This is a genomic window from Allobosea sp. TAF32, from assembly GCF_052113585.1.
GTDB lineage: Bacteria > Pseudomonadota > Alphaproteobacteria > Rhizobiales > Beijerinckiaceae > Allobosea.
The window spans coordinates 144,371-162,341 of the sequence record NZ_JBFRDM010000010.1 but is presented as its reverse complement, the minus strand read 5'-3'; the positions used below and the strand labels follow the sequence as shown (position 1 = coordinate 162,341).

The window sequence follows — 17,971 nt, the reverse complement described above, 5'->3', positions numbered from 1 at the left end:
AAACTGCCCGACACCGGACCTTCCCCGAGCGCGCTCCGGGTCGGAAACGGACCTAAATGCCCATGATACTGAGCACGAAATTTGCAGCAAATAAAAGCGCAGACAAACCAGAAATAAATGTCTTCTTAGGCGTAAAGAGAGGGTCTTTTCGAAATCGCGGTAGCGGAATATTCCATACTGGAACGCGGAAGAATTGCGATGCCCACATTCCGCTGCACATCAAAACCGCTCCCAATCTGACGAAATGCATCGAATCGGACACTGAAATAAGATTAGCCAAGGTCAGTGCCAGTGCGGTCAGCGGCATTACCAGACCCAGCCATGCCAGTGCGCTGATCACCAGGAAGGAGGAAAAACCGCGCGAGGCTTGCATGGTTGTCTCATGAGGAGGTTAGCGACATGACGAGCAGCCAATCTGCCTGTGGGGCGAGTGTCTGCAACGGGACGGGAACTGCCGCCACGTTAGGGTTAGGACTTCGTCTGCGTTCGATACCTATGAGAAAACCAATAAGGAGCAAATATGGACAATGGGAACAGAAGGAACATAACCGCCCTTCCCAATTGATCGAACTGAGACGCGGCGCAGAAAAGCAATAATACCCAACCTAAGCCGCAGACCAAAAGAGAACGAAATACGACACTCCCGAGGGTATGGACGTCGCAGAAGAATTTCTCGATTGCATCCCAGATCGCAAGCACGTCGAGAACTCCATAAGTGTCGCTCGAAGCCTAGCCCGGAAGCGTAAACGAACAATTCTCCGCGATATGCTATATTCGCGGAACGCGTCACAGGCTGAGGCTTGATGACGTCAGCTACGGAGCGGAACCAGCCATTCCGACCTCTCTCAGTGAACCGGCGCCAGCTTCGCTGCCAGCAGCAGCGATAGCCTCTTTATTCCCCTTTCGTTCCCCCTCGCCTCGCCCTATCTTCGACCGGTATGGCCGCGCCCTCCCCGCTCCCTTCCGCCTTCGAGGCCTGGTTCGCCAGCCGCGGCTGGAGCGTGCGGCCGCATCAGCTCGCGCTGCTGGAAGAAGCCCGCGCCGGTCGCTCGACGCTCTTGGTCGCGCCGACCGGCGCCGGCAAGACGCTCGCCGGCTTCCTGCCCTCGCTGGTCGAACTCGCCGAACGCGACGGCAAGCATGACGGGCTGCACACGCTCTATATCTCGCCGCTGAAGGCGCTGGCCGTCGACATCGCCCGCAATCTCGAAGCACCCGTGCGCGAGATGGGGCTACCGATCACCATCGAGACGCGCACCGGCGACACCTCGGCGGCCAAGCGGGTGCGCCAGATCCAGCGCCCGCCCGACATTCTGCTGACGACGCCGGAGCAGCTCGCTCTGCTGGTCTCGCATCGCGACGCCGCGCCCTTCTTCTCCAACTTGCGTCGCATCGTGCTCGACGAGCTGCACGCGCTGGTCACCTCCAAGCGCGGCGATTTGCTTGCGCTCGATTTGGCGCGGCTCAAGGCGCTGGCGCCGCAAGTCTCCGCGGTCGGCCTCTCGGCGACGGTTCGCGAACCGGCCGATCTGCAACGCTATCTCGGCGGCAGCGAAACGCCGGCCGGGCTCGTCACCGTCGCGGGTGGCGCGAAGCCGCGCATCGGCATTCTCGACACTGAGCGGAACCTGCCGATCGCCGGCCACACCACGCTGCATGCGATGGCCGAGGTCTATCAGGCCATCCGCACGCACAAGCTGACGCTCGTCTTCGTCAACACGCGCATGCAGGCGGAATTCGCCTTCCAGGCGCTGTGGAACCTCAACGACGACAATCTGCCGATCGCGCTGCATCACGGCTCGCTCGACGCCCAGCAGCGCCGCAAGGTCGAGGCGGCGATGGCGGATGGGCGCCTCAAGGCCGTGGTCTGCACCGCGACGCTCGATCTCGGCATCGACTGGGGCGATGTCGACCTTGTCGTCAATCTCGGCGCACCGAAGGGCGCAAGCCGGCTGATCCAACGCATCGGCCGCTCCAACCACCGCATGGACGAGCCCTCGGAGGCGCTATTGGTGCCCTCCAACCGCTTCGAACTGCTGGAATGCCGCGCCGCGCTCGAAGCTGTCCACGAAGCCGCGCAGGACACGCCGCCCCCACGCATCGGCGCGCTCGACGTGCTCGCCCAACATGTCCTCGGCGTCGCCTGCTCCGATGGGTTCGAAGCCGATGCGCTCTACGAGGAGGTCCGGACCGCCTCCCCTTATGCCGGTCTCGCCCGCGACGATTTCGACGCCGTCGTCAATTTCGTCGCGACCGGCGGCTATGCGCTGAAGAGCTATGAGCGCTTCGCCAAACTCCGGCAGGACAAGGCCGGCCTGTGGCGCGCCAGCAATGCGCGCGTCATCCAGCAATACCGCATGAATGTCGGCACGATCGTCGAGGCGACGATGCTGAAGGTCCGGCTCGGCCGGGCAAGAGCGGGCAAGCCCGGCCAGAGCGGCACGATCACGCGCGGCGGCCGCGTGCTGGGCGAGATCGAGGAGTATTTCGCCGAAACCATGGTGGCGGGCGACACCTTCGTCTTCGCCGGGCAGGTGTTGCGCTTCGAGGGCATCGTCGAGAACGAGGCCGTCTGTTCACGCGCCGCCGCCGGCACCGATCCGAAGATCCCCTCCTATGACGGCGGCAAGTTCCCGCTCTCGACCTTTCTCGCTGCGCGCGTGCGCGCCATCCTGGCCTCGCCCAGTCTCTGGCATACGCTGCCGGAGGAGGTTTCAGCGTGGCTGCATGCGCAGAAGCGGAAATCGCGCCTGCCCAAGCCCGGCGAACTCCTGGTCGAGACATTTCCGCGCGGCGGGCGCTTCTATCTCGTCGCCTACCCGTTCGAGGGCCGCCTCGCCCATCAGACGCTCGGCATGCTGCTGACGCGGCGGCTGGAGCGCGCCCGGATGCGCCCGCTCGGCTTCGTCTGCAACGACTACGGCATGGCCTGCTGGACGCTCGCCGACATGTCGGCGGCGATCGCGCGCGGAGCGCTCAGCCTCGATGATTTGTTTGCACAGGACATGCTCGGCGACGACCTTGAAGACTGGCTGGCGGAATCAGCGCTGTTGAAGCGCACCTTCCGCTCCTGCGCGATCATCGGCGGGCTGATCGAGCGCCGCTTCCCCGGACAGGAGAAGAGCGGGCGGCAGGTGACGATCTCGACCGACCTCGTCTACGATGTGCTGCGCCGGCACGAGCCCGATCATATCCTGCTCAAGGCCACCCGCGCCGATGCGGCGACAGGCCTGCTCGACATTCGCCGTCTCGGTGAGATGCTGACACGGATCAGCGGGCGAATCGTGCATCAGCCGCTCGATCATGTCTCGCCGCTCGGCGTCTCGGTGATGCTCGAGATCGGGCGCGAGGCGGTGTTTGGCGAGGCGGCGGACGAGATCCTGGCGGAGGCGGAGGCGATGCTGACCGAAGAGGCGATGGCGTGACGGTTGCCGCTCCAGGGCTGGACAGGGCGCTGTCGAAGGCGAACGAAGCCTTCATGCTGGGCCGGCTCGCGATCGTGCCCGATCTCTCCGGCGCGCTCTGGCTGCCGGAGGAGCGCACGCTCGTCGTCGCCGACCTCCATCTCGAAAAGGGGTCCGCCTATGCGGCGCGCGGCGTGATGCTGCCCCCCTATGATTCGACCGCGACACTGACCGCCCTTGCCACGGTGGTACGGCGCCATCAGCCGGCGCGCCTCATCGCGCTCGGCGACAGCTTCCACGACCGCAAGGCCGAAGCCAGGCTCGCCCACGCAACGCTCGCCTCGCTGCGCGAATTGCAACGAGGCCGCGACTGGCTCTGGATCACCGGCAACCACGACCCGGCGATCAGCCACGCCATGGGCGGCAACAGCGCCGAGACGGTCATGCTGTCCGGCGTAACGCTCCGCCATGAGCCGGATAGCGCCGCGACCGGGCCGGAGATCGCCGGGCACCTCCACCCGACCGCGAAAGTGCGGCTGCGTGGACGGGCTTTGCGGCGCCGCTGCTTCGCCTTGTCGCCGCGCCGCTGCGTGATGCCGGCGATGGGCGCCTATGCCGGCGGTCTCAACCTGCGCGACATCGCATTCCGGCCCTTGTTCCGCGATGGCTTGAGCGCGCATCTCCTCGGCGACGGCCGGCTCTTCCGAATTGATCCACGGTTATTGTTGCCGGATTGAAAGAGCGGGTTGCGCCCGTCACCTGGTTGTGGCATCAGGGCGCCGCTTCGCAACGAAGCCGCGCCGCCAAACGCCTCCGGGCTAGCGTCGCGGGTTGGCTGACGATCCTGCTGCCGTAGCTCAGTGGTAGAGCACTCCCTTGGTAAGGGAGAGGTCGAGAGTTCGATCCTCTCTGGCAGCACCAGCCTGAAGCATCCGAAACTTCGGAAAATCGTTGCGCCGCCAGGGCTCGCCGGCCCGGCTTCGAGACGAACAGCGCTTCAAGCCGCCAAGCGCGAGCGCCCCAAGCTTCTTTCTCGACCACGGCAAACGCCGGGCGGAGCGCCGCGATTGCGGCGTCCTGGACCACAAGATGGCGCGGGCTCGCTGCGGACGGCACCTCGCCCTGCCTCCGGCAGCGCGCCCTGGCCTTGCTTGCGATGGAACCTGCTAGCCTGCCGCTGCCATGAGCTGAGCCGAAGGTATGTGGCAGCGGATGAAACCATCTGCCATGCGTTGAACTGGCGGGCGGCTTTGTGCGCATCGATCGTCGACCTGGCGCGGACAGCGGCCCGCCAAGGCGCATCCCTTGCCTTGCACAGCGACGGATTGGGGCATCGCCGGGGGCATCGGCCGATAGTCATCCCTGCGCAGATCCGGCGCGGCACGCAGCAGCATTTCCGTATAGGGGTGCCAGGGCGAGCTGAAGAGGGCGTCGGTCCGGCTGACCTGCATGAGTTCGCCGAGATAGAGGACGGCCACCCGGTCGGCCAATTGGCGCACCACGGCCAGATCATGCGAGATGAACAGCATGGCAACGGCATGCTGCGCCTTCAAGGAGGCCAGCAGCTCAACAATCTTCGCCTGCACGGAAACGTCGAGCGCAGACAGAATCTCGTCGCAGATCAACAGCTGCGGCTTAACGAGCAATGCGCGCGCGATCGCAACGCGCTGGCGTTCGCCGCCGGACAATTGCTCGGGAAAGCGCTCCAGATAATTGGCGTGAAGACCGACGCTTTCCAGGGCGTTTTCGAGCGCCGCGGCATCGAAATCGATGCCGAAATGATCGAGCGGGCGCTCAAGGATGGCCCGAACCCTGCGGCGCGGGTTCAGCGATGCGTCCGGGTTCTGGAAAATGTACTGGATCTGCCGCAATTGCTCGCGTGAACGGCGGGACAGCCCCGGCTCCAGCTGTTCACCGGACAGGCATATCGACCCTGACAGGGGCGCCAATCGACCGCTGATGGCGCGAGCGATCGTCGACTTGCCGCTGCCGGATTCGCCGACCAGAGCCACGATCTCGCCGGCATTCAGCTCGATCTCGATCTCGCGCGCGGTGATTTTCTCCTCACCGCCGAACAGGGTTTTCAGCCAGCCGGGCCGTGCGTAGGAGAGCGTCAGATCCTGCAGCGACAGCAGATTGCCGGTCGCACTGCCGGCGCCGTCCGGGACCTTGCCGAGCCGCGGCGGCGGCGCGGGTGGCGCAAGCTCGTTCCAGCGCATGCAGGCCACGGCATGGCCGGCATCCACATTTCTGAGGGACTGAGGCGCCGAGCGGCACGCTTCAACGGCCGCATCGCAGCGCGGCTGGAACTTGCAGCCATCCGGCATCTGGTCGCGGCTCAACACTCCCTTGAGGCCTGTGGCGCCGAGAGTGGCGTGCCGGATCGTGGGTATGGAGGCGATCAGCCCCCGCGAATAGGGGTGCAGAGGCCGGGACAGCAGGGTTTCGCAACCGGCGGTCTCGACCAATCTGCCCGCATACATGACGCCGACCCGGTCGGCGATCTGGGCCAGCAGGGCAAGATCATGGGTAACATAGAGCATTGCCATGCCGATCCGGCGTCGGAGCGCTGACAGCAAGCCGACGATCTGACGCTGGGTCGTGACGTCCAGACCGGTCGTCGGTTCGTCCAGGACGAGAAGATCGGGATTGCAGGCGACCGCCATCGCGATGGTGACGCGCTGCTGCTGGCCGCCGGAGAGCTCGTGGGGATAGCGCCGGCCAACGTCCGGAAGCCCCACCAAGCCAAAGAGCTCCCGCAGCCGGTCGTCCATGGCGACATCGTCTGCCAGGGCCCGATGGGCCGAGATCATCTCGCGTATCTGCGATCCGATGCGCATGCCCGGGCTCAAGGCCGTGGTGGGGTTCTGCGGCACGAAGGCAATCCTTCGTCCGCGCAGTGCGGCCAGCGATGGCGCATCCAGCTGCAGCAGATCGGTCCCATCGAAAAGGACCCGGCCCGTCTGGACCCGGCTGCCGGGCGTCTGGTAGCCGAGCAGCCGATAGGCCACCGTCGACTTGCCCGAACCGGATTCTCCGACGAGCCCGAAGGCTTCTCCACGCGCAATGTCGAAGGAGACGCCTTCGACGACATTCGTCCATCCTGCCGGGCCCGCATAGGCGATCGACAGATTGTCGACGGCGATCAGCTTCGTCATGGTTCAGGCTCCAACCATCGGGCGCTGGCCGAGCATGCGCGACAGGCCATCGGTGAACAGATTGAGGCCGATGACCAGCGACGCGAGGCCGAGGCCGGGGCCGAACACCGTTGCGGGCGAAGCAATCAGGAGATTGCGATTTTCACTGATCATCAGCCCCCATTCGGGCGTGGGCGGCCTGATGCCGAAGCCCAGGAAGCCGAGCGCCCCGATGAGGATGGGCGCATAGCTCAGGCGCAACGAGAACTCGACCAAGAGGACGTTCGCGGCGTTGGGGAGGATTTCGCGCAGGACGATCGACCACAGGCCCTCGCCGCGAAGCTGGGCTATGGCGACATATTCGCGCGTGGCGATCTCCATCGCCGCCGCTCTGGCGATGCGGGCGATGCGAGGCGTGTAGACCAGGCCGACCACGAAGACGATCAAGAGCGGGTTTCCCGACAGGGACGGACCTGCGGCAATGATGACGACGAGCGCCAGGGCCAGAAACGGGATGCTGATCATCGCCTCGACAAGGCGTTGTGCGATCTCGTCGAACCAGCCTCCGACATAGCCGGAAACCAGGCCCAGGATCGTGCCGGCGACCATGCCGAGGATTGTGCCGGCGCAGGCGAGGAAGAGCACGATGTGGGCGCCGTACATGAACCGGCTGAAGACATCGCGCCCGATCTGATCGACCCCCATCGGATGCAGCCAGGACATGCCCGATAAGGGCATGCCCGTCGCCATCTCGGCATAGCCGAAGGGCGTCCACAGGGCGCCGACACAGGCGAACAGCAAATGGGCGGCGAGGATCGCCGTGCCGACCCGGAAGGCGCCGGGCGTGTCGCGCCAGCTCCAGCCGCCGATGCGCAGCGTCCGGCGTCCCTGGCGGCTATCGAGCCTGATGAATGTCATGAAGCTGTCCTCAAGCGGGGTTGCAGGAGGGTGGCGCCGAGATCCGCAAGCAGATTTGCGGTGATGTAGACGGCCGCGCTGATCAGCACCGTCGCCTTGATCAGCGGGATGTCGCGCAGTTGCAGGGCGTCGATCAGAAGCGTGCCGAAGCCGGGATAGGAGAACACCCGCTCCACGATGACGACGCCGCCGATCAGAAAGCCGAGATTGAGCGCGGTAACGTTCAAGGCCGGCACGATCGCATTCGGCAGGGCGTGGCGCCAAAGCACGGCACGCGGCCGCAGGCCCTTCAGCTCCGCCAGGCGGACATAATCGGAGCGCAGTACCTCGATCAGGCTGTCGCGCAGGACCCGGATTGCATAGCTGGCCATCATGATGGCCAGCGTGACAGCCGGCAGAACCATGGCGCGCAGCGTGTCCGCCCAGCTGCTGGTCTCCGATATCGTCGACAAGGCCGGCAGGATCGGCAATGCCACCGCGAAAACGAAGAGCAGGATGGTTGCCAGCAAGAAGTCCGGCAAGGACAGCAGCAGCAAGGTGATCACGGAGATCACATTATCGGCGATGCCGCCTCGCCGGGTCGCCTGGACGATGGCCGGGATGATCGCGAGCACGACATAGATGGCGAATGCGAGCGAGGACAGCAGCAGCGTGTTGACGATGCGCGGGGCCAACACGTCTGCGATCGGCCTGCCGGTGGCGAGCGAAGTTCCGAGATTGCCGTGCAGGAGATCGGTGAGCCAGGTCAGGTACCGGCTCCAGGCCGGCTCATCGAGATGCAATTGCTGGCGCAGCGCGTCGAGCGCCTTCTGGGTGGCATCGCGCCCGAGAATGCGCGTGGCGGCGTCTCCCGGCAGGGCCTCCAGGATGAGGAAGATCAGGAGAGACACCAGCAACAAGGTGAAGACCGACAAGCAGACCCTGGCCAAGACGAGGCGAAGAACCTTCATGGCAGCGCGCTCCCCTTTGCTTTCTGCGGCGCGGGCGTGACGGACGATGCCGGCAGGAAGGCTGAATCGGTGTGCAGGTCGCCCTCCCAAACATAGAGCAGCACCAGGGGCCTGTCGGCGGACAATGTCGCGTGGGGGAGCCAGGAGGGGTGGTGAATGATCTCGCCGGCCTGCCGCTGGACCCAGGGCGAGACTCCCGCTTGCCAGAACGAAGGGCCGGTCAGGGGATAGTAGATTTCGTCGGCCGGGTGGTGGTGGAGCGGGTAATGCGTTCGTGGGCCGAGGAACATCAAGCCGAAGGCAATCTCGCTGTCCGTCAGCAGCGTGGGAGGCCCGTTCTGCGGGCCGCAGATGACGGCATAGCCGTAATTATCCGCAAAGCTCGAGCTGGGCGGTGCGGCGAGATAGCTGGGACTGCGCGTAACGTGGACAAAGGGCAAGAGGTCAAGGAGGGCCCTTGCCAGCGGCGAGCGATCGCCTTCGGCCATCAGTTCGGCTTCGCAGGCGGCCTGGATCGGCGTGCGTGCCCCCGGGACGCTGCGGCTCGTCGCCAGCTCCTCTGCCAGGTTCCGCAGGCGAGCGGCATGGGCCGAGGCCACCGGATGTTGCGGCTGATCGAGGCCATCCGCGAAGCGGAGCATGAATGTCTTCAAACGATTAAGCGGCATGAGAAGGCCTTTCTCAGGAGCTGGCGGCTCCCGAGGCTGGGATTGGATCTGAAATGGCGTCGAAGAGCGGGGCTACTCGGTGCAGCTCAGTTCGGCATAGTCGATACGATTGACGTCGACATGGGGCGCGTAGCCGCTGCAGCCCTTGCGAAGCCCGGCCACAGCCGAGGTGAAGATCGGCAGGATCATGCCGCCCTCTTCGGCCACAATGCGCTGGGCGTCACGATAGAGCGCCGTGCGTTGCGACGGGTCGGCGGTTTGTCCGGCCTTTGCGACCAGGGCGTCGAAATCGGGCCGATACCAATGCGTCTCGTTCCACTCCGACTTGCTGTTTAGCGAGAGCGTCAGGGCTTCGGCCGGCGGGCGTGCGCTGGTGTAGGAGATCACGGCCGACTTCTTCCGCCAGATCGTGTCCCAATAGCCTTCGGCGGGCGCGGTGATGACATTGACCTTGATGCCGGCGGGCTTTGCCATCTGCGCGTAGACCTGGGCGAGAAGAAGCATGCCTGGATAGGAATCTGACGTATAGAGATCGAAGGTAATGCCGTTTGGATGGCCGGCTTCGGCGAGCAACGCCTTGGCTTTCGTCACGTCGGCCGCTTTGGGCGGCGTGGCAAGACCGAAGGGAGAGCTTGGCGGGATGGGCGTGTCGCCGCCGGTTTCGCCGTAACCCAGGAGCACGGTCTCGAGGATCTTCTGGCGATCCATCACCAGCTTCAGGGCCTGTCGAACGCGCAGATCGTTGAAGGGCGCGGTGTCCGTCCAAACCGCAAGATAGAGCGAGGTGGCGCCGGGGGTCGAAGCGAGCGAGACCGCGGGATTGTTTTTCAAGGTGATGAGACTGACCGGATCGACCGCCAGCGACAGGTCGACCGAGCCCGAAAGCAGGGCCGAAAGGCGCGAGGTCGATTCCAGGCTCGTGGTGATCTGCAGGCATTCGGCCTTGGGCAGCCCGGCCCGCCAATACTGGGCGTTGCGACGCATCACCCGCACCGGACCGTTGATGGAAAAGGTCTCCTGCCGGAAGGGGCCGGTGCCATTGCCCTTGATTTTCAGGTCCTCGCTCTTGGCGCCGTCCCGCACCATCAGGGCATATTTCGTGGCGATCAGCATCGGCAGTTCCACGACCGGCTGCTTGACCTTGAAGCGCACCGTGTGGGCATCGACCGCCGTGATGCCATCTGCATCCAGGAAGGCGAGCGTCGAAAATCCGCCAGGCGAAACGGCCGGGTCGAGCAGACGGCGATAGGAGTAGACCACGTCGGCCGCACCGAAATCCGAGCCGTCATGGAATTTGACGTCCGGCCTCAGATGGAAGGTCCATTCGGTGGCATCGGCGTTGGATTCCCAGGACTGGGCCAGGACCGGAATGGGCTCCATGGCATTGCTGCGGCCGACGAGGGGCTCGTAGACGGCGCGGATGTGATAGGCGCTGTCGGTGCCGATCAGCGCAGCCGGGTCCATGGTTTGCTTTTCGCCGTCGGATTCATAACCGAGCACACGAATGCATTTGCCCGCGGCAACCGCATTCCCCGCCGAAAACATGCTTGCTCCAAGCGTCAGCGCCAGGATGGAGCACTTTCCGAATTTCTTCGTCATCTGCGATCCCCTTTTTGTCATTTGCGTGAATGCTAATGAGCCGCGTCGGCGTCTTGCAAATGACAAGAATTTTCCGCTAGATGAATGAGATTCATGCGGCAGCGCCCAACGTGATCCGACGAACGCTCCCTCCCCTCGCCACTTTGCGCGTGTTCGAAGCGGCGGGCCGGCTGTGCAGTTTCAAGAATGCCGCACTGGAGCTGAACCTCACGCAATCCGCCATCAGCCACCAGATCGCGTCGCTCGAGCGCAATCTCGGCACCCAGCTCTTCATCAGGAAGCCGGGGCGGGTCGAATTGAGCCAGAAGGGGACATTGTATCTGTCCGTCATCCAGGACGCCCTGGATCGCATCTCCCTGACCACGGACCTCATCCGAGAGGCGCCGGCCAAGGGATCACTCACCGTGCAGGTCTATGTCACGGTCGCCGTTCGCTGGCTCATACCCAGGCTGCATCACTTCAACGAAGTCTCGCCGGAGGTGACAGTCAGCCTGAATGCCGGCCTTCTCGATTGGGATTTCAATCCCGATCATGCCGATGTCGGATTGGTTTATTCCCGCACACCCGAACGTGCGCGGGTGAGTTACACCTTGTTGAGAAAGGAACGGCTCGTCGCTGTTTGTTCGCAAACGATTGCTGAGGCGATCTCATCACCTCAGGACTTGTCGCATTTCCCCTTTTTGTCGATAGCCGGTGCGGCCGAGGATACAGCGATATGGGCTCAGAGCCTTGGCTTGCCCGCCCTGCTGCACAAGAGCGCGCCGCGCTACGACAGCACCCTGCTGGCGATCGAGGCAGCGATGAACGGCCAGGGCCTGGTGGTGGTTCCCCATTTCCTGGTCGAAGCGGACCTGCGCAGCGGCAATCTGACGATCCCCGTGCCGGCCGATGTGATGCAACCCGGCGGCTGGTATCTCGCGCATCTGCAAAGGCGCGGCAATGAAAGGCCAATTCGGGAGTTTCTGCGCTGGATTCAGTCCCAGTAGATTGCCATCCCCTAGGCTTTCGAGCGTAACAGTGATCGATTTTACAAAACAGATCTGCCGCCACGCCAGGTGACGGCAGAGAGTTTATCGAGCGATGTCGGGAAGGGCTCAATCTCGACGTTGCTGCCAGTCCTTCAAGAAGGATGCGGCCACCGCAACGTCGGGGGAGAGCGCACGGTCCTTATCGAGGAACGGCACTTTCTTGCGAAAGGCCTGCTTGAAAGTGGTCGTCGCGGCCGATAGCGGCCGGTCTTGATGCTCGGCCAGGCGCAGGTCCACAGCCTGGGCCGCCTGGATCAATTCGATGCCGAGAATTGCGAAGCTGTTGTCGATCTGCGCACGCACCCTGCTGACGACCAGGGGAGCATTCGTGCCGACATCCTCCACCCCGCCGGCGATGGGCCGCGAGTCGAATGAGGTGGGCTGCGCCAGCGCCCGGGTTTCCGTTGCAATCGCCATCAGCGGAGCTTCGACGACCAGGAAGGCATGCTGCGCCTCGCCGGCCGCGAGGTAGCGAGGCAGCTTGGAGTGCTGGGGGTTATTCAGCTTCAAGGTGCGCTCGGACGAAGCCGTCGCGTGATGAGCCAGGACGATGCCCAATTCCTCGAAGGAGATGACCCAGGGCAGCGGGTCGAAATTGGCGGTCGGCAGGACGGCGCCGCCCTCGACATAGCCGCGCTTGGCCTGCGGCAGATCCGAGCTCGGGCGTACCCCGAGCGCGACGCCCGGGTTGTCGTCGGAAGAGTTGATCTGGATCTGGAGGAGAGATTTGGTCCGCGCAATGCTGTCAGCCATGCTGCCGAACAGGTAGGGAGCCGTACGATAACTCAAAGGATCCTGGAGGATGCGCTTGTCGTCCTGTTGCCAGAGATAGCTGCCTGCCAGCAAGGTTCTGAGTTTTTTGGCTGCGCCGATATAGCTGGGAAAGGGCCTCAATGCGGCGACATCATCGAGCAGCGGCGAGATGTTCCCGTTCAGCCCCTCCAGGCTCAGCGCATAGACCATCTCGGAGCTTGCCATCATCTGCTCCGCATCATGGATCGCCAGCGCGCCAAGGCCGGCGGCATAGGCATTGGAACTGAGGATGGCCAAGCCATCCTTGCCGAAGGGCTTCAGCCGCTCGATCTTGGCCGCCTGCAAAGCCTCGGCGGCAGGCACGCGCTTGTCTTTGTAATCGACCTCCCCTTCACCCAGCATCGCCAATCCCACATGGCTGAGCAGGGTCATGTCCGCTTGTCCGACGGAGCCGCGCGAGGGCATGATCGGTGTGATCTGCTCGTTGAGAAATGCAAGCAGCATGTCGGCCACGCTCTTCTGCACGCCCGGGCCGCCGGTCAGGATGTTGTTGAGGCGCACCGCCATCGCTGCGCGGACAACATCCAGTTCGGTGTCCGGGCCGACACCGACGGAATGGGCGCGCAGCAACCCTTCGTTGAAGCGGCGCGACGCTTCCAGCAGCTCGGGCGTCAGCTCGCCCTTCGCATCCACCGTCTTGCGGTCCTTGTTCCAGCCGACGCCGACCGTAAGACCGTAGATGTCCTGCCCTTCCTTGGCGCCGAGCAGCAAAATATCGAACGCCTTCGAAACTCTTTGGAGGCTCTCGGAAGGAACGACGACCTTTTCTCCCCTCGCCACCCGCACGATCATCTCGGGCGTCGTATCGCGCCCCGTCAAGATTACATCAGCGTGCGCCGCGGATGCCAACAACATACAACTTCCGGCAATACACGATAGAAGGCTATATTTTGACATTTCTCTTCCCCATGATGTAGAGAAAGAGCTTGGTAATTTCGATATACGTTCGCAAATGATGAAAAATTACGTGCGCGTGAATCGTATTCATGCGCCGCGCATGCCGATGGCCGAAGGGCAAGCCGACCTCCGATCGACCATCGCCGCTTGTCCGGAATGACTTCCCGTTTCCGGGGAAGAACGGCACGGCCTAGCTGGCGGCCAGCTTCTCGAAGGCGATTCCGATCGAGGTACAGTCCTGCCACATCACCTGCGCAATGCGCTCGGGGCCCGTGAGGGCTGAGGTCAGACGAATCTGCCCTTCCAGCTCCAGGCCAGCCGGCACCCGCAGCTTGGCTCCCCCATCCGATATATCGCGGATGATGCAGCTGTAGATGACTCCGCTGCTCGTCTGAATCTTGGCCGTCTCCACCAACCGTCGACGTTCGGAGCGGCGCGTTTGGGATGTCGTCATGGGCGGGCTGATATCAAGCTGTTCGTTGTTCAAGGATGAACCGGTTCGTTTGCATTCGACCAGCGCTGCCTCATCCCGTCCTTATCCACAAGGGGTTCGGCGGCGGCGATCGATGATAGGACAACGCTACCAGCATCCCTTCCCCGCATAAAGCGGCAGCTCATGCCGGCGATGACAAACCGCATTTTCTGAAAGTGCGGCATGGCGTGGGCCGCCTGCGACAGCAAGATCGCAGCTCGCGGGATCGCAGGCTCATAGCTGGCAAGCAGGTCGAAGACACAGGTTGGTTCCTTTCGGCGAGGCTAGCCGAACCGGCCGAGTGGCGGAAGGATGCGGAGCAGTTCCTCCTGCCGGTCCTGCAAGCCAGGGGGAAAGACCAGCCGCGTTCCCAGATTCTCGCGCGTTTCGTCGATCAGAAGGCCGGGATTGTCCGTCGCGACTTCGATCAGCAGTCCGTCCGGGCCGCGAAAGTAAATCGAACGAAAGTAATGGCGGTCCTTGATCGGGCTGGTGTCGATTCCGAAGCGCTTCTTGAGCGCTGTCGCCATGCTAGCCAGGTCAGCCTCGTCCCTAGCCCGGAAGGCGACATGATGGATCGCTCCCGCTCCAAGTCTGGGGCGCTGCCGATCGTTCCGCCGATGGAGGCAGAACCAGCCGCCGGCATCCCCGTGCGCAGAGAACTCTATCCAATCGGCTTGGCGCCGCATTTCGGCGAACCCCAGAATCTCCGTGAGTATTCGCGTCATCAGCGCCGTCCCGCGCAGGCTCAGTGACACGCCGCGCAGCGCGCTGACTGCGAAAGGCGCTGGGATATCGGGCGGCGACCAGAGCGCTGCGGCAGCGGGCTCCGAAGCCACCAGCGCCAGCGGCGCGTGGTCGGGATCCTGGAAGCTCAGTTGAGCGGCTCCGCCTGGCGCCCGCTCGCGTCGGAATGAGACGCCGGACGCAATAAGCCGTCTCTCCCACCAAGCGACCGCCCCCGGAGCAATGGCGAAGGAAATGCGTTCGCCGCCGTCTGGCCGTTCGCTGGCCGCGGCCGCGCTCGACCACGAAAAGAACGAAAGGGCGCCGCCCGGTTCGCCATCCGCTTTGCCGTAGATGAGGTGATAGGCGCCGGGGTCCTCATGCGTCACCGTCCGCTTTACCAAGCGGAGGCCGAGTACCCGCGAATAGAAATCGAGGTTGCGCTCCGCATCCGTCGCGATCGCCGTGACATGATGCAATCCTCGCCCGGTCATGCCTGCGATCCTCCGCCAGAACGGTGTCGCTCCTCTGAAGCACGAGCCCGGTTGCGTCTTGATTTCTGATCCGTCGCCCGCATGGCGATCCGAAGGCACTTTCTGGTAGACGTCTTGGACAATGGCGCGGTCATTTGGACGGGAGCGTCGGAAACGCCCTCTGTTGGAAAATGCTAGCCTAAAACCGCCGAACGGCTCAATCGCATCGGCATTCCCGCGCGATGTCCGGCCCCATCGTGGGCCGCACCGGCCGCGGCAGCCTATGACGCCGCAGAGCCGGCGAGAATTTCTGCACGGTTTGGCCGGCTCGCGACTCCGACCCGCAGAATGCGGGATGACACGGGGTTTGCAAGACGCTAAGAACGCTTCGCTGCGACGCATCGGGTCTCGATCGCAAGACAGCATGCGGGCGTAGTTCAGTGGTAGAACGTCAGCTTCCCAAGCTGAATGTCGTCGGTTCGATCCCGATCGCCCGCTCCATCTTTTCAATGGTCAGGCCCATATCTCAGACATCTCGCGACGCGAGCGACGCCAGGCCCCGCCCGGCGGCAAGCGCGAGATGCGGGCGAACAGCGTCGCGACGCTGAACCTAGCCCGGCGCCGCCTGCCGTCGCTTCCACTCTGCATAGAGATCAGCCCCATCGCCGAGACGGACGGGCACGTGGCTGATCTTCATCGACTGCTCGGCGAATGGCTTCGCGAGATCGGCATAGATCGCGGCCGTCGAAAGCCCATAGGGCGCTCCGTCATCGTTCGAATAAGCGAAATAGACCTCGCCCACGCCGGCGAGCCGCATCGCGGCCATGCACATCGGGCAGGGATGACCGCTGGCGTAGACCACGCAGCCTGAGAGATTCGGCGATCCCAGCTTGCGGCTCGCGGCGCGCAACGCCGTCAGCTCGGCATGGGCGGTCGGATCGTTCGTCGCGACGATCTCGTTGACGCCCGTGGCTACCACCTCGCCGCCCTGCGCCACGACGGCACCGAAGGGCCGGCCACCCGTCTCCATATTGGCCTTGGCGAGTTCGATCGCCTCGCAGAGAAAGCGCTGGACCTCACTCATCATCGCCCCCTCACCGGGCGCCGGCGGCATGCAGAATCTGCTCGATCCTGGCATAACCGCGGCTACGTGCGTGCTGGAGCGGCGTGACGCCGTCGCGATCTGCGAGGTTCGCGTTCGCCCCGGCCGCGATCAGATCCGCAACAATCTGCTGATGCGCCTGCCCGCCATCGCTGGGGATGATCGCCTCGAGCAGCCCGGTCCAGCCGAGATTGTTGACGTGGTCGACGTCGACACCCGCGGCGATGAGGGTGCGAACGGTCTCGACATGGCCGCGCTCGCAAGCCGGGATCAGGGCCGTGCCACCGTAGCGGTTGGTGCTCCTGAGGTCCGCGCCATGCGCCAGCGTCAGCTTCAGGATGGCGAGATGGCCGCGAGCTCCCGCATAGAGATAAGGGCTGTCGTTGATCGCGTCCTTGGCGTTCACATTCGCCCCGGCCTCGATCAGCACTTTGGCCGCGTCGGCATGGTTCTCATGCGTCGCGACCAGCAATGCGGTGCGCCCACGCGCATCGCGCGCGTCGATGGCAGCGCCTCCGGCAACAAGGCGCTTGATCGCGGCGGTATCGTCGCGGGCGGCGGCGGCGTGAAGGCTCGTATCTGTCATGGTCTGTCCGAAGGCGATCCGCGGGCAGAACGCCAGCAGGAGAAGCATGAAGGCAATGATTGGCGACGATCTGGACAAGCGGTGATCTCCTTGCCGTGCCGGGCATCGCGCTCTACGACGCGCACCTCTCCGAAGCCGATCTCGACGCAGATTGCAGCCTGCTTCAGATAGAAACCAGGCCGCCCATCCGGAAATTAATTATGCGGATACTGCCCAGTGGTTCTTCGAATGGATGTCCGAAGAGTCAGGCACGACGCGCCGGGACCATGATCGCCCCCGAGGCCGCGATCACCAGTGCCAGGCCGAACCAATCTGTCGCCGTCGGTCGCTCGCCCAGCAGCAGCACCGAGCCGAGCACGCCGACCGCCGGTACCATCAGCGTGCCCAGGCTCGCGATGCCGGCCGGCAGGCGCGCCACCACCGTGAACCAGAGGAAATAGGCGAGCGCCTGGGCGCCGATGATGTGGAAGCTCAACGCCGTCAGCACGCGCGGCGACAGCAGCTTCGGCACGGGCAGGCCTTCGAAGACGAGCATGCCGATGCCGGCGATGCAGCCGCCGATCAGCAATTGCCAGGCGGCAATCGCGAGCGCCGGGGCCGAGACCGGCCAGCGCTTGGTCACGATCGTGCCCAAAGCCCAGCTCACCGCAGCGCAGAGCGCCAGCATCAGGCCGAAAGAGAGCTGTCCGGCGAGGATCAGCGGCAGGCCGAGGCAGATCAGGCCGGCGATACCCAGCGCAAGCCCCGCCAGGCGCCGACCGTCGAAAGCCTCACCCAGCACGAAGCGCGCGAGCAGCGTTGCCCAGATCGGCATGGTGAAGGTCAGGATGGCGGCGCGCGAGGTCGGCGCGGCGAGCTGCGCGAAGGCGAGCAGCACATTGAAGGCGGCGATCGAGAGGAAACCGGCGACGACCAGCCGCGGCCACTGCGCGCGGGGCACTGCGAGCGGGACACCGCGCACCAGCGCAACCGCGACGAGGACAAGCCCGGCGAAGCTCATGCCGGCAGCGCGCAAGGTCCAGGGCGCGATCTCGGTCAGCGAGATCCGCACGGCCGGCCAGTTGAAGCCCCAGAGAAGCCCAAGCAGCGGAACGAGCAGCAGTGCCCGGCCGGATCGTCCCGCGTCCTCTCGGACGCGCGACGATCCCGTTTCTTGCTTCAGCATCGGATACTCCGAAAGCCGGTTCCCACTTTTCGG

The 17,971-nt window shown here is 64.2% G+C and carries 15 protein-coding genes and 2 tRNA genes; 5 read left to right on the top strand and 12 right to left on the bottom strand.

Going from position 1 to position 17,971, the window contains the following annotated elements:
* Positions 1-52 precede the first annotated feature (52 nt).
* Positions 53-373, bottom strand: coding sequence for a hypothetical protein (locus AB4Z16_RS23155; RefSeq protein WP_441513667.1), 321 nt, complete (start codon positions 371-373; stop codon positions 53-55).
* Between the two features lie 565 nt (positions 374-938).
* On the opposite strand from AB4Z16_RS23155, the gene AB4Z16_RS23150 reads away from it, so the two are divergent.
* The 3 genes from AB4Z16_RS23150 (at position 939) to AB4Z16_RS23140 (ending at position 4,325) form a co-directional block, all read left to right on the top strand.
* Entirely contained in the window at positions 939-3,425 is a 2,487-nt protein-coding gene (locus tag AB4Z16_RS23150) for a ligase-associated DNA damage response DEXH box helicase (RefSeq protein WP_441513666.1), read from the top strand.
* Positions 3,426-3,478: 53 nt separating this feature from the next.
* A complete protein-coding gene (gene pdeM / locus AB4Z16_RS23145; protein WP_441513715.1) occupies positions 3,479-4,141 on the top strand; it encodes a ligase-associated DNA damage response endonuclease PdeM in 663 nt (220 codons plus the stop codon).
* A gap of 109 nt (positions 4,142-4,250) precedes the next feature.
* A tRNA-Thr gene (locus tag AB4Z16_RS23140) sits at positions 4,251-4,325 on the top strand.
* 245 nt (positions 4,326-4,570) lie between these two features.
* Here AB4Z16_RS23140 and AB4Z16_RS23135 read toward each other — a convergent pair.
* The 5 genes from AB4Z16_RS23135 to AB4Z16_RS23115 form a co-directional block, all read right to left on the bottom strand.
* Positions 4,571-6,562, bottom strand: a complete 1,992-nt coding sequence (locus AB4Z16_RS23135) for a dipeptide ABC transporter ATP-binding protein (protein ID WP_441513665.1) — start codon at positions 6,560-6,562, stop codon at positions 4,571-4,573.
* A gap of 3 nt (positions 6,563-6,565) precedes the next feature.
* Positions 6,566-7,459, bottom strand: a complete 894-nt coding sequence (locus tag AB4Z16_RS23130; RefSeq protein ID WP_441513664.1) for an ABC transporter permease — start codon at positions 7,457-7,459, stop codon at positions 6,566-6,568.
* The gene (locus AB4Z16_RS23125; RefSeq protein ID WP_441513663.1) at positions 7,456-8,409 is read right to left on the bottom strand and encodes an ABC transporter permease; all 954 of its coding nucleotides are present in this window, start codon (positions 8,407-8,409) and stop codon (positions 7,456-7,458) included. The genes AB4Z16_RS23130 and AB4Z16_RS23125 overlap by 4 nt, the downstream gene beginning before the upstream one ends.
* Positions 8,406-9,050, bottom strand: a complete 645-nt coding sequence (locus AB4Z16_RS23120) for a dimethylsulfonioproprionate lyase family protein (RefSeq protein WP_441513662.1) — start codon at positions 9,048-9,050, stop codon at positions 8,406-8,408. The genes AB4Z16_RS23125 and AB4Z16_RS23120 overlap by 4 nt, the downstream gene beginning before the upstream one ends.
* A 99-nt stretch (positions 9,051-9,149) precedes the next feature.
* Positions 9,150-10,676: an ABC transporter substrate-binding protein gene (locus AB4Z16_RS23115; protein ID WP_441513661.1), complete on the bottom strand. Its 1,527-nt coding sequence runs from the start codon at positions 10,674-10,676 to the stop codon at positions 9,150-9,152.
* An 80-nt stretch (positions 10,677-10,756) separates the two neighbouring features.
* On the opposite strand from AB4Z16_RS23115, the gene AB4Z16_RS23110 reads away from it, so the two are divergent.
* Positions 10,757-11,662 carry a LysR substrate-binding domain-containing protein gene (locus tag AB4Z16_RS23110; protein ID WP_441513660.1) on the top strand — a complete coding sequence of 302 codons (906 nt, stop codon included), beginning with the start codon at positions 10,757-10,759 and terminating at the stop codon, positions 11,660-11,662.
* Between the two features lie 108 nt (positions 11,663-11,770).
* On the opposite strand, the gene AB4Z16_RS23105 is transcribed toward AB4Z16_RS23110, so the two are convergent.
* The 3 genes from AB4Z16_RS23105 to AB4Z16_RS23095 all read right to left on the bottom strand — a co-directional run bounded on the left by AB4Z16_RS23105 (position 11,771) and on the right by AB4Z16_RS23095 (position 15,106).
* Complete coding sequence (locus AB4Z16_RS23105; protein WP_441513714.1) at positions 11,771-13,372, bottom strand: HAL/PAL/TAL family ammonia-lyase; 1,602 nt, start codon at positions 13,370-13,372, stop codon at positions 11,771-11,773.
* A 232-nt stretch (positions 13,373-13,604) separates the two neighbouring features.
* Complete coding sequence (locus tag AB4Z16_RS23100) at positions 13,605-13,901, bottom strand: PilZ domain-containing protein (protein WP_441513659.1); 297 nt, start codon at positions 13,899-13,901, stop codon at positions 13,605-13,607.
* A gap of 269 nt (positions 13,902-14,170) precedes the next feature.
* On the bottom strand, positions 14,171-15,106 hold the full coding sequence (locus AB4Z16_RS23095) for a VOC family protein (protein ID WP_441513658.1): 936 nt from the start codon (positions 15,104-15,106) through the stop codon (positions 14,171-14,173).
* A gap of 405 nt (positions 15,107-15,511) precedes the next feature.
* Here AB4Z16_RS23095 and AB4Z16_RS23090 point away from each other — a divergent pair.
* Positions 15,512-15,586: transfer RNA gene (locus AB4Z16_RS23090), tRNA-Gly, on the top strand.
* 109 nt (positions 15,587-15,695) lie between these two features.
* On the opposite strand, the gene AB4Z16_RS23085 is transcribed toward AB4Z16_RS23090, so the two are convergent.
* The 3 genes from AB4Z16_RS23085 to AB4Z16_RS23075 all read right to left on the bottom strand — a co-directional run bounded on the left by AB4Z16_RS23085 (position 15,696) and on the right by AB4Z16_RS23075 (position 17,938).
* Complete coding sequence (locus AB4Z16_RS23085; protein ID WP_441513713.1) at positions 15,696-16,169, bottom strand: nucleoside deaminase; 474 nt, start codon at positions 16,167-16,169, stop codon at positions 15,696-15,698.
* 10 nt (positions 16,170-16,179) lie between these two features.
* Complete coding sequence (locus AB4Z16_RS23080) at positions 16,180-16,773, bottom strand: ankyrin repeat domain-containing protein (protein WP_441513657.1); 594 nt, start codon at positions 16,771-16,773, stop codon at positions 16,180-16,182.
* A gap of 244 nt (positions 16,774-17,017) precedes the next feature.
* Positions 17,018-17,938 (bottom strand): DMT family transporter, encoded by a 921-nt coding sequence (locus tag AB4Z16_RS23075; RefSeq protein ID WP_441513656.1) that lies wholly within the window; start codon positions 17,936-17,938, stop codon positions 17,018-17,020.
* Positions 17,939-17,971: the final 33 nt, after the last annotated feature.

Bases quoted from the DNA above. Each gene is read 5' to 3' on its own strand.
- AB4Z16_RS23155 (WP_441513667.1), bottom strand. From the start codon at position 373: ATGCAAGCCTCGCGCGGTTTTTCCTCCTTCCTGGTGATCAGCGCACTG.
- AB4Z16_RS23150 (WP_441513666.1), top strand. From the start codon at position 939: ATGGCCGCGCCCTCCCCGCTCCCTTCCGCCTTCGAGGCCTGGTTCGCC.
- pdeM (WP_441513715.1), top strand. From the start codon at position 3,479: ATGCTGGGCCGGCTCGCGATCGTGCCCGATCTCTCCGGCGCGCTCTGG.
- AB4Z16_RS23135 (WP_441513665.1), bottom strand. From the start codon at position 6,562: ATGACGAAGCTGATCGCCGTCGACAATCTGTCGATCGCCTATGCGGGC.
- AB4Z16_RS23130 (WP_441513664.1), bottom strand. From the start codon at position 7,459: ATGACATTCATCAGGCTCGATAGCCGCCAGGGACGCCGGACGCTGCGC.
- AB4Z16_RS23125 (WP_441513663.1), bottom strand. From the start codon at position 8,409: ATGAAGGTTCTTCGCCTCGTCTTGGCCAGGGTCTGCTTGTCGGTCTTC.
- AB4Z16_RS23120 (WP_441513662.1), bottom strand. From the start codon at position 9,050: ATGCTCCGCTTCGCGGATGGCCTCGATCAGCCGCAACATCCGGTGGCC.
- AB4Z16_RS23115 (WP_441513661.1), bottom strand. From the start codon at position 10,676: ATGACGAAGAAATTCGGAAAGTGCTCCATCCTGGCGCTGACGCTTGGA.
- AB4Z16_RS23110 (WP_441513660.1), top strand. From the start codon at position 10,757: ATGAATGAGATTCATGCGGCAGCGCCCAACGTGATCCGACGAACGCTC.
- AB4Z16_RS23105 (WP_441513714.1), bottom strand. From the start codon at position 13,372: ATGTTGTTGGCATCCGCGGCGCACGCTGATGTAATCTTGACGGGGCGC.
- AB4Z16_RS23095 (WP_441513658.1), bottom strand. From the start codon at position 15,106: ATGACCGGGCGAGGATTGCATCATGTCACGGCGATCGCGACGGATGCG.
- AB4Z16_RS23085 (WP_441513713.1), bottom strand. From the start codon at position 16,169: ATGAGTGAGGTCCAGCGCTTTCTCTGCGAGGCGATCGAACTCGCCAAG.
- AB4Z16_RS23080 (WP_441513657.1), bottom strand. From the start codon at position 16,773: ATGACAGATACGAGCCTTCACGCCGCCGCCGCCCGCGACGATACCGCC.
- AB4Z16_RS23075 (WP_441513656.1), bottom strand. From the start codon at position 17,938: ATGCTGAAGCAAGAAACGGGATCGTCGCGCGTCCGAGAGGACGCGGGA.